Here is a 13,872-nt window from a genome sequence, read left to right on the forward strand (position 1 = left end):
GGGCCGGACGGGCCGGCGGGCCGGACGGGCCGGCGGGCCGGACGTGGCGGCGGGCCGGACGTGGCGGCGGGCCGGACGTGGCGGCGGGCCGGACGAGCAAACGGTGTCGGTGGCGGGCAGTAGCGTGCGGGCATGATCGAGACGACCGGTGACGACCGCACCTTCCCGCCCGCCCTGGCCGAGGTGGCCAGGGTGGAGTTCGAGTACGGCGACGACGGCGAGGGCGTCGACTTCGAGCCGTACGACGCCTTCGACTCCGCCGAGGAGACGACTCACTGGATCCGGTGCTGGACCGGCAACCAGGAGCTCGACGGTGACGCCTACCGGGTCTTCGGGCAGGACGGTACCGGCGGTCTGGCCGCCCTCTGGCTGGTGCGGCCGGGGCGCCCGCTCGCGGAGCAGCCGGTGGTGTTCCTGGGTTCCGAGGGCGAGAGCGGCGTGGCTGCCGGGAGCCTCTCCGACTTCCTCTGGGTGCTGGCCGACGGCCTCGGCCCGCTGGAGGCCGCCGTCGACGGTGAGCGGGACGCCCGCCCGGACGCCGCCCTGGCCGGGCTCGCCGCGCGCCACGCGACCACGCCGCGCCGGCCCGCCCGCGAGATCATCACGGAGGCGCAGGCCGAGTTCGCGACCTTCTCGGAGGACCTCGACGCCCTCTGCCGCTGACCGACCGGTCGGGTCCGGCGGATCCGGTGACTCGGGCGGGTCCGGTGACTCGGGCGGGTCGAACCCGCCGAACCCGCCGAACCGTCCGGACGCCCGGACGGTCAGGAGGTCCAGGTCACGGCCAGCGCCCTCGCCGGGTTGGCCGTCAGGAGGAGCCGGGGCAGCTCGGGGCCGAATTCGCGGGCGAGGCGCGGGGCGAGCGCGGTCAGGAGGTGCGTCGGGCCGGGGGCGTGCCGGGCGCTGCGGGTGGTGGTGTCGCCGCCCAGGAGGAGCTGCGGCGCGTGGCCTGCCTCCACCAGCGCGGCGATGGTGTCGAACAGGTGGTGGTCGGTGGCGTGGTGGGCGCGCGAGGGGCCGTCCAGGGCGAGGTACGCGCCGGACGCGGCGAGGTGCCGGTGCAGCCGCAGGTCGGGGAGGCGGTTGAGGTGGCCGAGGATCACCCGCTGGGGCGGCACGCCGAACCGGCCGCAGAGCAGGTCCAGGACGTCGGACGCCGCGGTGCCGAGTTCGTGGTGCACGGCGATCGGGGCGCCGGTGGCGTGGTGGGCCTCGGCCGCGGCCTCCATCACGCGGCGGGTGTGGTCGCCGAGGCCGTGGTAGTCGCCGGCCACCTTGATGAGGCCGGCCCGGACGCCGGCGGGCGCGCCGCGCAGCCCGGTGGTCAGCTCGGCCGTGAACAGCCCGGCGAGCCCCTCGTACAGCGCGTCGAGGACGGCGGGTTCGTAGTGGACGGCCTGGTGCAGACCGGTGGCCGCGACCAGGTGGACGCCGGTCGCGCGGGAGAGGCCGGCGAGGGCGTCCCCGCCACGCCCCATGCCGTGCGGGGTCCACTGGACGAACGCCCGGCCCCCGGCCGCCGCGAAGGCGCGCAGGACCTGCTCGGCCGCCGCCGGGTCGTCCAGCTCCTCGCCGGGGAGGCGGGGGCTGCGCAGGAAGAGGTGGTCGTGGGCGTCGCAGACGCCGAGTTCGGCGGGGTCGAGGTCGCCGAGGACGGTACGGACCGCCGCGGCGCCCGGAGTGGCGGCGGCGGTCACGAGGACTCCGCGAAGGTCGTGGCGGCGACGCGCAGGCCGGCCAGCGCCTTCGGCACGCCGACGTAGGGCGCCAGGTGGACCATCACCTCGGTGATCTCCTCCCGGGTGACACCGATCCGCAGGCTGTTGCGGACGTGGTCGGCGAGCTGCGGTTCGACGCCGCCGAGGGCCGTGAGGGCGGCCAGGTTGGCGATCTGACGGTCGCGCAGGGCGAGGCCCGGCCGCTGGTAGGTGCCGCCGAAGAGGCTGGTGACAATCCAGTCGGGGAAGCCGGGCGCGAGTTCGTCCAGGCCCTTCAGGGTGGCGGCCTGCGTCTGCGGGCCGGCGAGTTCGTCCAGCAGGGCGTACCCGGCGGCGCGGTCCAGCGGGGCGGGGGTCAGCGCGGTGGAGTCCATGGGGAGGGGAGGTCCTTTCACCAGTGGCGGCCGGCGGGCAGCCGGTCGAGTTCGGGGCCGGCCAGGTGCAGCACCTCGTAGCGGGCGCCGGTCGGCTCGATGTCGGATTCGGCCCGGGGCCCGGGTCCGGACCAGAGGGCGATGCGCAGCAGCTCCCAACGGCCGGGGTCGACGGCGACGGCCGCCGTGTGCAGGTCGGGGTGGTCGGGCAGCGCGGCGAGGGCTGCCTCGACGGCCTCGGCCGGGTCGGTGCTCTCCGGGATGCGTTCGAGGTGGCGGACGGCGGTGACCGGGGTGTCCCGGGCGGGGCCGCGGCGCAGTCCGGTGCCGAGCCAGTGCCGGACGGCGGGGCGGCCGAAGTCCGCGCTCAGACCGCGGAACCCCGGGCCCCAGAGGAAGCTGTTCATGCCTTCCGGGGTGCGCCAGAGGTAGAACGGGGCGTACTCGTTGACGGGCGAGCCCGCCCGGCCGCGCTCGCGGACCAGGAAGGCCTTGAGGCCGAGGCCGGGGAAGTCGTCGAGCAGGTGTCCCTTGTCGGCGACCCGCCTGCGGATGATCCCCATGTCGTAGTCGGCGGGGAGGCTGATCTCGTACTGCATGGCGTGCACGGGTGGTCCCCCTGGATCAGGGCAGCCAGGCTCCGGGCCGGCTGCTCCGGCCGACGTGTCAGGCTGCGCGGTGGACGTCTCGGGCCGCGCGGTGGGCGCTCCGGCCGCGCGGTGGGCGCCTCGGACCGTGCGGCGGCCGCCTCAGAGCGTGCGGTGGGCGGCGAGCAGGCCGAGGGCGCCGCGGACGGCCTGTTCGAACGGCTCGGCCGTGCCGGCGGCGCGGGCGAGCACGTAGCCGCCCTGGACGACGGCGACGATGGCGGCGGCGGTGTCGGCCGGGTCGGCGGCGGGCGTGAGTTCGCCGGTGGCCTGGCCCTCCGCGACGACCTCGGCGAGGCGGCCGCGCAGCCAGTCGAAGATCTCCTCGACGGGCGCGCGCAGCTGCGAGTCGGCGATGACGTCCGGGTCCTGGGCCATCCGCCCCATCCGGCAGCCGCGCAGTACCTCGCGTTCGCGGTGCAGGTAGGAGGCGATCCGGTCGTAGGCGGTGCCCGGTCCGGCCAGGTCGGCCTCGGCGATGGCGCGCAGCTGCCCGGCGCTGCGGCGCAGGGCGGCCGCGGCGAGGTCGGGCTTGCCGGTGAAGTGGTGGTACATGCTGCCCTGGCCGACGCCGGCGCGCTGCTGGATGGCCTTGGGGCTGGTGCCGACGTAGCCGCGTTCCCAGAGGAGTTCCTGGGTGCTCTCGATGAGGCGGTCCTGGGTTGCCATGCCGATCACTGTACATACCTGTAGGTACAGATGTACATACCAGTAGGTACAGAATCCTCGGCGGCCCGCCGGACGCGGCCGGGCCGTGGGCCGCCCCCCGGCGGTCCACGACCCTGCGTGATCACCGTCCCCCGGAACGGAGCACGGCATTCACCGCAGGACGGTGGCGCGCGTCACCCCGGGGAGCCGCCCGGGCGGCGGGGCGGGCCGAAGTCCGGGCGCCGGACTGCACATTCGGACGTCGGCCCGTCAGACACCATGGCCGTCAGGGCAGTTCGCGGCGGATCACCGGGGCGACCTCGCTCGCGAACAGCTCCAACTGCTCGTGCTGCACCTCCTCGGTGAGCGAGTCCAACCCGATGCCGACCACCTCGTTGCCGAAGGCCTCGTGGTAGCGGTGGATCTTCTCGATCACCTGCTGCGGACTGCCGACCAGCGCCGACCCCCGTTCCAGCGCGTCCTCCAGCGAGGCGAACGGCGAGTTGTTGTGCCTGCCCGCCGCGGAGTTGAACAGCGCGTCCCAGTACGGGCGGAACCCCTCGACGGCGTCCTGCGAACGCCTGGCGATGAACAGGCCGCCGAAGCCGGTGCCGACCCTGGCATCCTTCGGGTCGTGGCCGTAGTGCTCCCAGCGCTCGCGGTAGTGGTCGACCAGTGCCTTGTACTTCGCCAACGGGTGAAAGGAGTTGGCGGAGAACAGCGGGTCGCCGTAGCGGGCCGCGAGGTCGGTGGACTGCTCGCTGGTCGCGCTGCCGTGCCAGACCGGGATCGGGTCCTGCCACGGGCGCGGCCAGGTGGTGACCTCCTTGAGCGGCGGCCGGGTGCTCCCCTCCCAGCTCACCTTCTCCTCCCGCCAGAGCCGGTGCAGCAGGCCGTAGTTCTCGGCCAGCGCGTCCCACTGCCGCTCCTCCGGCAGGCCGAACAGGTCGAAGTGGCGCGGGTCGTTGCCCTTGCCGATGATCAGTTCGAGCCGGCCGCCGGAGAGTTGGTCCAGTACCGCGTAGTCCTCGGCGACCCGGACCGGGTCGAGGATGCTGAGCACGGTGACGGTGGTGAAGAGCCGGATGGTGGACGTCCGGGCGGCGATGGCGCTGAGCAGCACGGGCGGTGCCGGGGAGAGGAACGGCTCACCGTGCCGCTCCCCCACCCCGTAGCCGTCGAAGCCGAGCCGTTCGGCCGTGACGGCCTGGTCGATGACGTTGTGCAGCTTCTCGTACGGGGTGCGCTGCACGCCGGTGACGGGGTCGGGTCCATTGGCGACGAGGGACGAGACGGTGAACCGCATGCGGTCTCCTTGCGGGGCGTTCGGTGGCCGGAGGGGCCGTGACGTTGGCCGTCGGGCGCTCGGTGGCCGGGGGCGTCCGACGGCCTGCGGGGGCGTTCGGGGGGTCGGCCCCGCAGGCGTGCAGCGGGGCCGGGGCGACGGCGGTGACCCGGCGGAGCGCCCGGGACACGGCTGCGCTCGCACGGGGGCAGCACCGGGGCGGGATGACGCGGATTCGGCTCTCGGGCGGTGTCAGCGCGAGGCGGGGCGCGGGCCGTGCGGGCTGCGGGGGCTGTCGGAACGACAACAGCGCAGGGACGCGGCGGACTCGGACATCACCGCTCCCCCCTTCGCCTCGCACACACACGATCCACCGCGAGCTTATGCACCGGCCACGAGCGGGGCAAGGGCTTGATACGGGCCGCCGGACTGGCAGGATGTCCGGCATGACCTACCTCGCCGCGGATGACCGCTATGCCTCGATGACCTACCGCCGGGCCGGCCGCAGTGGCGTTCAGCTGCCCGCCGTCTCGCTGGGTCTGTGGCACAACTTCGGTGACACCCAGCCGCTGGACGTCCAGCGGGCGGTCCTGCGCCGCGCCTTCGACCGGGGCATCACCCACTTCGACCTGGCGAACAACTACGGCCCGCCGTACGGCAGTGCCGAGCGCAACTTCGGCTACCTGTTCGCGCAGGACTTCCGCTCGTACCGGGACGAGCTGTTCATCGCCAGCAAGGCCGGCTACGACATGTGGCCGGGCCCGTACGGCGACGGCGGCAGCCGCAAGTACCTGCTGGCCAGCCTCGACCAGTCGCTGGGCCGGATGGGCCTGGACTACGTGGACGTCTTCTACTCGCACCGCTACGACCCGGACACTCCCCTCGAGGAGACGATGGGCGCGCTGGACTCGGCGGTGCGCTCGGGGCGGGCCCTGTACGCCGGCATCTCCAACTACCCGGCGGAGCAGCACCGCGAGGCGGTGGCGATCCTGCGCGAGCTGGGCACGCCGGTCCTGATGAACCAGTGTGCGTACTCCGTCCTCAACCGGTACGTGGAGGACGGCGTACTGGATGCGGTCGGTGAGACGCAGACCAGCCTGATCGCCTACTCCCCGCTCGCCCAGGGCCTGTTGACCGACCGCTACCTCTCCGGCGAGGTGCCGGCGGGGTCGCGGATGTCGGTCGGGCACTTCCTCAAGGAGGAGGCGCTGACGGGGCCGAAGCTGGAGCAGCTGCGGGCCCTGAGCAAGGTCGCCGAGCGGCGCGGGCAGACCCTCGCACAGCTGGCGCTGTCCTGGGTGCTGCGGGACGAGCGGGTGGTGTCGGTGATCATCGGCGCCAGCAGCGTCACCCAGCTGGACCAGAACATCGACGCGCTGAACGGTGGCCCGCTGACCGCCGACGAGCTCGCGGAGATCGACGCGCTGAGCCGGTGAGGCGCTGAGGCGCTGAGGCGGGCGGTCGGCGGCGAGGCGCCGCGGCGCGCATGCGGCGCACCGCGTGCAGTGTGCGGTGCGCGGTGTGGCCCGGGGGGGGTTCCGGGCCGCACCGCACGCCGTGACCTGCCGGGCTTCGGGGCGTTGTACCGTCCGCACACGTCCTTCGAGACCCCGGGAGTCCCCGTGCGGACGATCCTCCTGCGCGCCCTTTCCCGCTTCGCCCGTCAGCTGGCGCTGACCTCGCCGGTGCCGTTCCCGATGCTGCCGGGCACGCCCCCGCGCGCTACCGGCGATTGATCCCCAGCGCGGGCAGCACCGTCTCCGCCACCCGGTGGGCCTCTTCGAGCAGCGGGTTGCCGGAGAGGATGAAGGTGTCCACCCCGAGCGACTCGAACTCCTGGAGGCGCTCGACCACCTGGCCGGTGGACCCGACCACCGCGGTGCCCGGTCCGGGCCGGAACAGGCTCATGCCGGGCCAGAGGTTCGGGTGGCTCTCCAACTCCCGGGCCCGCGCCGGGACCCTGCCGCCGTGCTGGCGGAACTGGCGCTGCCAGCCGACCCCGTCCTCCCCCTCGGCGCCGCCCAGCCGGCGGGCGTACGTCGCCTCGCTGGTGACGTCGAGCAGGCGATCGGCGGCGGCCCAGGCCTCGTCCTCGGTGTCGCGGACGATCAGGTGCAGCCGCAGCCCGATCCGCAGGCTGCGCCCGTACGCGGCGGCGCGCTCACGGACCAGGTCCAGCTTCTCCTTGAGCAGGTGCGGCGGTTCGCCCCAGGTGAGGTAGACGTCCACGTGCTCGGCGGCCATCTCGATACCGGCCGCCGAACTGCCCCCGAACCAGAGCGGGATGCCGCCCGGCTGCACCGGGGCGAGCTCGCGCAGACTCGCCCCCGCGTTCTTCAGGTCGTAGAACTCGCCCTTGTGGTCGAAGACTTCACCGGCGGTGAGCCGCTTCACGATGGACCAGTACTCGCCGCTGAGCCGGTAGCGGTCGTCGTGCTCGACGTCCAGCCCGTACTCCCGCAGCTGCGCGGTCGAGCCGTTGACCACGTTGAAGCGCAGCCGGCCGCCGTGCAGGTGGTCGAAGCTGAGCGCCATCTTGGCCAGCAGGGTGGGCGAGATCAGCCCGGGGTGGACGGCCAGCAGCGGCTTGAACGCCGGGGTGGTCGCGGCCGCGAGGGCGTTGCCGAGATCCCAGACGTCGTAGAGGTCGGTCGCCAGCAGTGCGCCGGTGTAGCCCAACCGCTCGACGCTGCCGGCGAGTTGCTGGAGGTAGCGAAGGTCGACCCGGCGGCGGCCGGCCGGCTCCCACGGGTAGTGGCCCTCACGCGGGATGATGTACCAGAGGACTTCGGAGGCCATCGGTTCAGACCGCCCTGGCGATCGCGGCGGCCACCGGGGCCTCCAGGGCGGGCAGATGGGCGTCGGCGACGGTCACCGGACGGTCGATGAAACCGACGCCGTGGAAGATGTCCGCGGCCTCCTGCTGCTCGACGACGAACCCGGCCGTGGCGGGCTCCAGTTGCCAGGGCAGCGCAGCCAAAGCAGTCCGCCAGTCCTCGGCCGTTCCGCCCAGGTCGGCGGCGGCGATCGCGGCCGCCTCGGCCAGGTTGGCAGCCACCCAGGCGTCCGCCCGGCGCAGCGCGGCGCCGATCGCGGCGACCACCTCGGGGCGGTCGGCGGCGAAGTCCCGGCGGGTGAAGAACACCGAGCGGTCGGTGATCACGTCACCCGTGCGGACCAGCTCCCGGAAGCCGCCGTCCCGGCGGGCGGCGGCCAGTTCGGCGCCCTGGGCGATCCAGCCGGCGATCTCGCCGTCGCGCAGCCGCTGCGCCTGGTCCTCACCGGCGGCCGGACGGACGGGGGTGACGTCGGTCGCGTAGGAGAGGCCCTCGACGTGCAGGGCCTTGGCAAGCAGGTGGGTCTGCCAGGAGCCGACCCCGAGCACGACGGTGCCGCCCTTGAGGTCGGCGACGGACCGCACCGGGCCGTCGGCACGGACCAGCAGCGCGCCGTGGTCCGGGCGGGGCGCGGAGACCGCCGCGTACACCAGGTCGTGGCCGGCGGCCTGGGCGGTGACCGGCGGGGTGGAGCCGGTGCCGCCGAAGTCGATGGTGCCGTCGGCGAGCAGGGCCCCGGTGCGGGTGCCGTCGGCGTAGTGGTGGAAGGCGCCGGTCTCGCCGAGCGGGGCCAGTTCCTCGTTCAGGTGGTCCAGCTGGGAGAGGTAGTAGAGCGAGGGGTTGCTGGCGTGGACGCCGAGGGTGATGGCCATGATGAACTCCAGTGCGGGTGGCGGGGTTTGGCGGCTGCTTCGTCGGGCGGCCGGTGGTCGGCAGGTCGGGCCTCGGGTGGGTCGACCGTCGGGTGGGGTCGGGCGTCGGGTCGGGGTCGGGCGTCGGGTCGGGGTCCGGCAGCCGCGGTCAGTGGACCCCGAGATCGGCGAGCAGGCGTCGACGCAGTTCGGCGAAGGCGGGGTCGGCGGGGTCGGCGGGGTCGCGCGGGCGCCCGACCCTGACGCGCTCGTCGCGGACGAGCCGGCCGTCCCGCAGAACGGCGACGCGGTCGGCGAGCCGGACGGCCTCCTCCACGTCGTGGGTGACCAGCAGGACGGCCGGGCGGTGGCGGCGGACGAGGTCGCCGACCAGGTCCTGCATGCGCAGCCGGGTCAGCGCGTCCAGGGCGGCGAACGGCTCGTCCAGCAGCAGCAGTTGCGGCTCGCGGACGAGGGCCCTGGCGAGCGCGACGCGCTGCGCCTCGCCCCCGGAGAGGGTGGCGGGCCAGGCGCCGGCGTGCTTCTCCAGGCCGACCTCGGCGAGCGCCCGCAGGCCGGTCTCCCGGGTGGCCGCGCCGCGCGGCAGGCCGACGGTGACGTTGGCGAGCACCCGCTTCGAGGGGACCAGCCGGGGCTCCTGGAAGACCACGGTGCGCACCGGCGGGACGAGGACGGTGCCGGCGTCGGCCCTGTCCAGGGCGCCGAGGATGCGCAGCAGGGTGGTCTTGCCGGTGCCGCTCGCTCCGAGCAGGGCGACGAACTCGCCGCGGGCGATGGAGAGGTCGACGCCGTCCAGGACGGCTCGGGTGCCGAAGACCCTGCGCAGCCCGCGCAGGTGGACGGCGGGGCCCCCGGTGGCGCCCGGGGCGGCGGCCACCGGCGTCACGGGAACGGCGGCCGGGAATGCGGTCGGGGTGGCGGTCGGGATGGCGGTCGGGGTGGTCATCGGCCTGCTCCTTGGGTGGCCTTGCGCCAGGGCATCAGAAAACGTTCCAGGACACGGACGACGCCGTCGGCGGTGAGGCCGAGCAGCCCGTAGATCAGGATGCAGACGGCGAGGACGTCGGTGCGCGAGTAGTTCTGCGCCTGGGCCATCAGGTAGCCGATGCCCTCGGTGGAGTTGATCTCCTCGGCGGCGATCAGGGCGATCACACTGAGCGTCATCGAGAGCCGCAGACCGGAGAGGAGCGAGGGCAGCGCGCCGGGCAGCACCACGGTGCGCACGACGGCCCAGCGGCCGAGTCCGAAGCTGCGCATCGCCTCGACCAGCTTGCGGTCGGTGTTGCGGACCCCGCCGGAGGCCGAGACGTACATCGGGAAGCTGGTCGCGACGCCGATCAGGGCGATCTTCGCCGTCTCGGTGATGCCGAACCAGACCATGAACAGCGGCACCAGCGCGAGGAACGGCACCGTCCGCAGCACCTGGACCGCCGAGTCGAGCAGCTCCTCGCCGAGCCGGAAGAATCCGGTGACCACTCCGAGGACGAGCCCGGTGGCGGCGCCGAGGAGCAGGCCGAGGCCGGCCCGGGTGAGCGAGACGGTCAGCGCGTCGGCGAGCTGGCCGTTGCCCCAGAGCTCGCCGACCGCCCCGGCGACCTGGGCGGGCGAGGCGAGCACGTCCTGGGTCAGCGCGCCGGTGGCGGAGGCCAGCGCCCAGCCGCCGAGCAGGGCGAGCGGGCCGATGGTGCGCAGGGCGACGGCGAGGGCCCGCGGGCGGGGTGCGGGCAGCCTGGTCCGCGGGGCGACCAGTCCGGCTTCGAGCGCGGCCGCGGTGCCGTCGTCCTCGGCCGCGCTCGCGGTCGCAGCCGTGGTGTCCGTAGGGGCCGTGGTGTCCGCGGTGGCGGCGGCCTGCGTCGTGGCGGCGCTCACCTGGCACCGTCCGAGAACGTGCTGATGTCGATCAGGTACGGCTTGACGTCGACCAGCTGCTTGGTGACCTTCTGGTCGGCGAAGAACCGGGCGACGGTGCCGAAGCGGGCGATGTCGGCCTCGGAGATCACGTCCGCGGCGGCGCCCTGCCTCGCGACGTCGACCGCGACCTCCTTCTCGGCCGCGGTGACGGCGGTCGGGCCGGAGTCGGTGAACACGTTGAGGTAGGCGGCCGGGTCGGCCTTCTCCTTGAGGCCGTTGTCGTGCAGGTAGGTGTAGAAGGCCCTGACCACCGCCGGGTGCTTGTCGGCGAAGCCGTTGCGCACCGCCCAGACCGCGTAGTTGTCGGAGCCGACCTCCTTGCCGGTGGCCAGGAAATGCGCTCCGGAGTTGGCGACAGCCGGGGTGGAGAAGGTGTTCCAGGTCGCCCAGGCGTCCACCTGGCCCGAGTTGAAGACGCCCGAGGTCTGGTCGGCGCGCAGGTAGACGCGCTCGACCCTGTCGACCGGCACGTTGTTCTTCTCCAGGGCCTTGAGCAGCAGGTACTCGCTGGTGCCGCCCTGGGAGACGGCGACCTTCCGGCCGACCAGGTCCTGGACGGACTTGATGGGCGAGTCGTTCTTCACCAGGATCCCCTCACCCGCCCCGTCCGGGGCGGTCCGGGCGAACAGCTTGAACCCGGGCTTCTGGGCGAGCGCGGCGACGGCCGAGGTGATCGAGCCCTGGGCGACGTCCAGCTGGTCGGCGGAGAGGGCCTGGGCCGCGGGGGCGAACGGGCCGGCGCTGCCGGTCCAGACGGCCTTGGCGTGTACGGCGGCCAGGGCCCGGTCCAGCGAGCCGTCCTTCTTGCCGAGGGCGAGGAAGCCGTTGTTGCCCGGGTCGGGCAGGCGCAGCACGACGTCGGCCCCGGCGCCGCCGTCGGCGGAGGCCTTGGCCCCGTCGGTGGACGAGCCGCAGGCGGCCAGGGCGGTGGTGGCGAGCAGCGCGGCGGCCGCGAGGGCGGGGCGGGGGGTCTTCACTGGTGGCTCCAGGTGGGGTCGGCAGGTGGTCGGGGGGCGCGCGGGTGGTCGGAGGGGCCGCGCGGGTGGCGCCGTCAGCCGCGCGCGGCGGCCCGGCGGCGTTCGAGCAGCTCGCGGGCGGCGCGCAGCGGCTCGGGGTCGGTCCAGGCGCGGACGTCGACGGGCGCGTCGAGGAAGCCGTGACGGTGCAGGAAGCGCTCCTGCTGCGCCAGCAGGTCGAGGCGCTCCCCGGAGAGGTCGAGGTGCAGGGTGCGGTGGCTGCCCGCCGCGTAGGCCCCGGTGACGCCCTCGACGCCGGCGCCGGTCTCGGCCTGCAGGATGCGGCCCACCTCGGCGGGGTGGTCCGCGGCCCAGTCGGCGGCCTCCAGCAGGACGGCGAGGAAGCGGGCGACCAGCTCGGGGTGGTCGTCCAACAGCCGCTGGTGGACGGTGATCGGGCGGGGTGTGCCGTTGTTGACCCGGGTACGGCGCTCGGGAACGGCGTCCAGCTCGACGGCGACCTCGGCACCGATCAGGCGGGCCGCCTCGACCGCCAGCGCGCCCTTGACGTAGACGGCGTCCACGGTGCCGGCGCGCAGTGCGGCCAGCTCCGCCGCCCACTGCCCGCCCCCGGGGAGGGCCGGGACGTCCACCAACTCGGCGTCCTCCAGGGTGAGTCCGGCGAGCGAGAGGGCACCGTGCAGGCCGGCCAGGGCCATCGCCCGCCAGAAGTCGATGCCGATCCCATGACGTGGGACGGCAAGTCGCAGGCCGCGCAGCTGTCCGGGCCCGGTGATCCCGCTGCCGGACCGGACCAGCACGACCTGGCGCTCCTCGATCCAGGTGAGGCCGATCAGCCGGGTCGGCTCGCCGCGCGAACGGGCCCAGAGCGCGGGGACGTTGCCGCCCTCCCGGACCAGGCCGGTGAGCGCGTGGGTGTAGTGGTGGTCGGCGGCGACCTCCGGCGGGGCCTCCTGGAGCGAGCGGACGGTGATGCCGTCCGGCGCGAACTCCCGGGCGAGCCAACCCCGCTCGGCGGCGATCCCGGTGGCGGTGGGGACGGGGCAGCGGGTGAACCAGAGGGTGTCCGGGGCTTCGGACGTCGCCGGGACGGCGGTGCGGGCGTGGCTGGGCACGGTGGCGGGGTTCCTCTACGAGTGGGTGTGCACGGGCGCGGCGCGGCGCGGCACGGACGTGGGACGTCGGGACGTCGGGACATCGGGGGCGGCGAGGCGCCCGACGGGGCGGGAGGGGCGTCAGCGACAACAGGCGCAGGGGGCGGGGCACCGGCGGGTCGTCACGGCGCTGCTCCTTCCTGCGGATCGGGACCATCGATGCGGCCGGCGGAGAGGGCCGTCGGGCCGGCGGCGGGCCGGACGCAACATGCCTCCGGCGGGCGCTTCGGACGGGGCCGTCCGGTGCGATGTGCCGAGCGTTCCACGGCGAGGGAGCGCGAAGCAAGCTATTGCCACATGATGGGATCACTTGTTCACGAACGCCATTCCATTGCAACATCACCGACATCATCCCGAAGCATCAGCTGCCCTAGTCTGGAGCCGACTTCGGTGAACCGGCCGGAGCGCCGGACAGAACGAGAGGTGTCATGGCCGACGCCGTCACCGCCGTCCAGAGCCCGCCGGCCGGCGCACAGGCCGTTCAGCGGGCCCTGGGGCTGCTGCACTGCTTCCACGACAACGGCCCCGACCTGAGCGCCTCGGACCTGGCCCGCCGGATGGGACTGTCGGTCTCCACCGCGCACCGCCTCGCCCGCACCCTCGTCAGCGCCGCGTTCCTGGAGCAGGACGAGCAGACCGCCCGGTACCGGCTCGGCCCGGCCGTCGCCGAACTCGGCCAACTCAGCTTCCACCAGCGCGGACTGCACCTCGCCGCACCCGAACTCGACCTGCTCGCCAGACGCACCGGCGCCACCGCGGACCTCGCGATCCGCAGCGGTCCGCACGCGGTGATCCTGGTCGGCGCCTCGGTCCGCCCGGACACCGGGCTCGGGCTGCGCCGGCCGCTCCACTCCACGGCCCTGGGCAAGGTCCTGCTGGCCTGGCCGCGGCCCGGCGACGCCGGGGCGGCCGCGATCGGCCCGCTACAGCCGTTCACCGACCGGACGATCACCGAACCGGAGCTGCTGGCCGAGGAGTTGGTGAAGGTCCGCACTGTGGGCCACGCGCTCAACGACGGCGAGTCGGCCGCCGGCGTCCGGACCGTGGCCGTCCCGGTACTGGACCGCACCGGGCAGGCCCGGTTCGCGCTGGCCGTCCGCTCGACGCCGGCCCACCTCACGGACGACCGGCTGGACTGGTTCCTCGGTCACGCCAGGACCTGCGCGGGCGCGCTCTCCGTCCTGCTGCTGCCACCGGACCAGCGCGCCTGAGCGGCGGGCCCGGTGAGCGACTCCGACCCGGGCCTCGCACCGGGCCGAAGCGCCGCGCCTCGCGCCGGGCCGACGGCCGGGCCGGCCACTCCGGGGACCGCCGACACACCGGTGCGGGCCGGGCGGTCACGGGGGACCCCCCGCCCGCACCCGCGGGTTAGGGTCAGCGGCGCCCCCGACGGGCGGCCGCCCCCCGGGTCACCCCCCCCGGGTGTTCTTTGTGTGTGGTATAAACAAA

14 protein-coding genes are annotated in these 13,872 nt (G+C 74.4%); 3 read left to right on the plus strand and 11 right to left on the minus strand.

All coding sequences use genetic code 11. The features are described 5' to 3' along the window. The first annotated feature begins 132 nt into the window (after positions 1–132). Complete coding sequence (locus tag ACFC1F_RS21060; protein WP_376160222.1) at positions 133–663, plus strand: SMI1/KNR4 family protein; 531 nt, start codon at positions 133–135, stop codon at positions 661–663. 101 nt (positions 664–764) lie between these two features. On the opposite strand, the gene ACFC1F_RS21065 is transcribed toward ACFC1F_RS21060, so the two are convergent. The 5 genes from ACFC1F_RS21065 to ACFC1F_RS21085 all read right to left on the minus strand — a co-directional run bounded on the left by ACFC1F_RS21065 (position 765) and on the right by ACFC1F_RS21085 (position 4,693). Beyond that, a complete protein-coding gene (locus ACFC1F_RS21065) occupies positions 765–1,697 on the minus strand; it encodes a phosphotriesterase (protein ID WP_376160224.1) in 933 nt (310 codons plus the stop codon). After that, positions 1,694–2,092 carry a carboxymuconolactone decarboxylase family protein gene (locus ACFC1F_RS21070; RefSeq protein WP_148641772.1) on the minus strand — a complete coding sequence of 133 codons (399 nt, stop codon included), beginning with the start codon at positions 2,090–2,092 and terminating at the stop codon, positions 1,694–1,696. Before ACFC1F_RS21070 ends, ACFC1F_RS21065 begins: the two co-directional genes overlap by 4 nt. Positions 2,093–2,109: 17 nt before the next feature. Next, positions 2,110–2,700 (minus strand): DUF4865 family protein, encoded by a 591-nt coding sequence (locus ACFC1F_RS21075; RefSeq protein ID WP_376160226.1) that lies wholly within the window; start codon positions 2,698–2,700, stop codon positions 2,110–2,112. A 141-nt stretch (positions 2,701–2,841) separates the two neighbouring features. Further along, positions 2,842–3,408: a TetR/AcrR family transcriptional regulator gene (locus ACFC1F_RS21080; protein ID WP_376160228.1), complete on the minus strand. Its 567-nt coding sequence runs from the start codon at positions 3,406–3,408 to the stop codon at positions 2,842–2,844. Between the two features lie 265 nt (positions 3,409–3,673). Continuing rightward, positions 3,674–4,693 carry an LLM class flavin-dependent oxidoreductase gene (locus tag ACFC1F_RS21085; RefSeq protein WP_376160230.1) on the minus strand — a complete coding sequence of 340 codons (1,020 nt, stop codon included), beginning with the start codon at positions 4,691–4,693 and terminating at the stop codon, positions 3,674–3,676. A gap of 425 nt (positions 4,694–5,118) precedes the next feature. Between ACFC1F_RS21085 and ACFC1F_RS21090 the strand changes: the two genes are divergently transcribed. After that, positions 5,119–6,108 carry an aldo/keto reductase gene (locus ACFC1F_RS21090; protein WP_376160232.1) on the plus strand — a complete coding sequence of 330 codons (990 nt, stop codon included), beginning with the start codon at positions 5,119–5,121 and terminating at the stop codon, positions 6,106–6,108. Between the two features lie 286 nt (positions 6,109–6,394). Here the strand turns inward: ACFC1F_RS21090 and ACFC1F_RS21095 are convergent, their stop codons facing one another. From ACFC1F_RS21095 to ACFC1F_RS21120, 6 genes are all read right to left on the minus strand, one after another. Next, positions 6,395–7,471, minus strand: coding sequence for an LLM class flavin-dependent oxidoreductase (locus ACFC1F_RS21095; RefSeq protein WP_376160234.1), 1,077 nt, complete (start codon positions 7,469–7,471; stop codon positions 6,395–6,397). Positions 7,472–7,475: 4 nt separating this feature from the next. Continuing rightward, the gene (locus tag ACFC1F_RS21100; protein ID WP_376160236.1) at positions 7,476–8,381 is read right to left on the minus strand and encodes an ABC transporter substrate-binding protein; all 906 of its coding nucleotides are present in this window, start codon (positions 8,379–8,381) and stop codon (positions 7,476–7,478) included. A gap of 148 nt (positions 8,382–8,529) precedes the next feature. Further along, complete coding sequence (locus tag ACFC1F_RS21105; protein ID WP_376160238.1) at positions 8,530–9,327, minus strand: ABC transporter ATP-binding protein; 798 nt, start codon at positions 9,325–9,327, stop codon at positions 8,530–8,532. Continuing rightward, on the minus strand, positions 9,324–10,130 hold the full coding sequence (locus tag ACFC1F_RS21110) for an ABC transporter permease (RefSeq protein WP_376160294.1): 807 nt from the start codon (positions 10,128–10,130) through the stop codon (positions 9,324–9,326). Before ACFC1F_RS21110 ends, ACFC1F_RS21105 begins: the two co-directional genes overlap by 4 nt. Positions 10,131–10,246: 116 nt before the next feature. Next, positions 10,247–11,269: an NrtA/SsuA/CpmA family ABC transporter substrate-binding protein gene (locus ACFC1F_RS21115; protein ID WP_376160240.1), complete on the minus strand. Its 1,023-nt coding sequence runs from the start codon at positions 11,267–11,269 to the stop codon at positions 10,247–10,249. Positions 11,270–11,343: 74 nt separating this feature from the next. After that, a complete protein-coding gene (locus tag ACFC1F_RS21120; protein ID WP_376160242.1) occupies positions 11,344–12,384 on the minus strand; it encodes an ABC transporter substrate-binding protein in 1,041 nt (346 codons plus the stop codon). Positions 12,385–12,851: 467 nt separating this feature from the next. Here ACFC1F_RS21120 and ACFC1F_RS21125 point away from each other — a divergent pair, with 467 nt between their 5' ends. Further along, positions 12,852–13,634: an IclR family transcriptional regulator gene (locus tag ACFC1F_RS21125; RefSeq protein WP_376160244.1), complete on the plus strand. Its 783-nt coding sequence runs from the start codon at positions 12,852–12,854 to the stop codon at positions 13,632–13,634. Positions 13,635–13,872 lie beyond the last annotated feature (238 nt).

Source organism: Kitasatospora sp. NPDC056181, assembly GCF_042266225.1.
Classification (GTDB): Bacteria; Actinomycetota; Actinomycetes; order Streptomycetales; family Streptomycetaceae; genus Kitasatospora.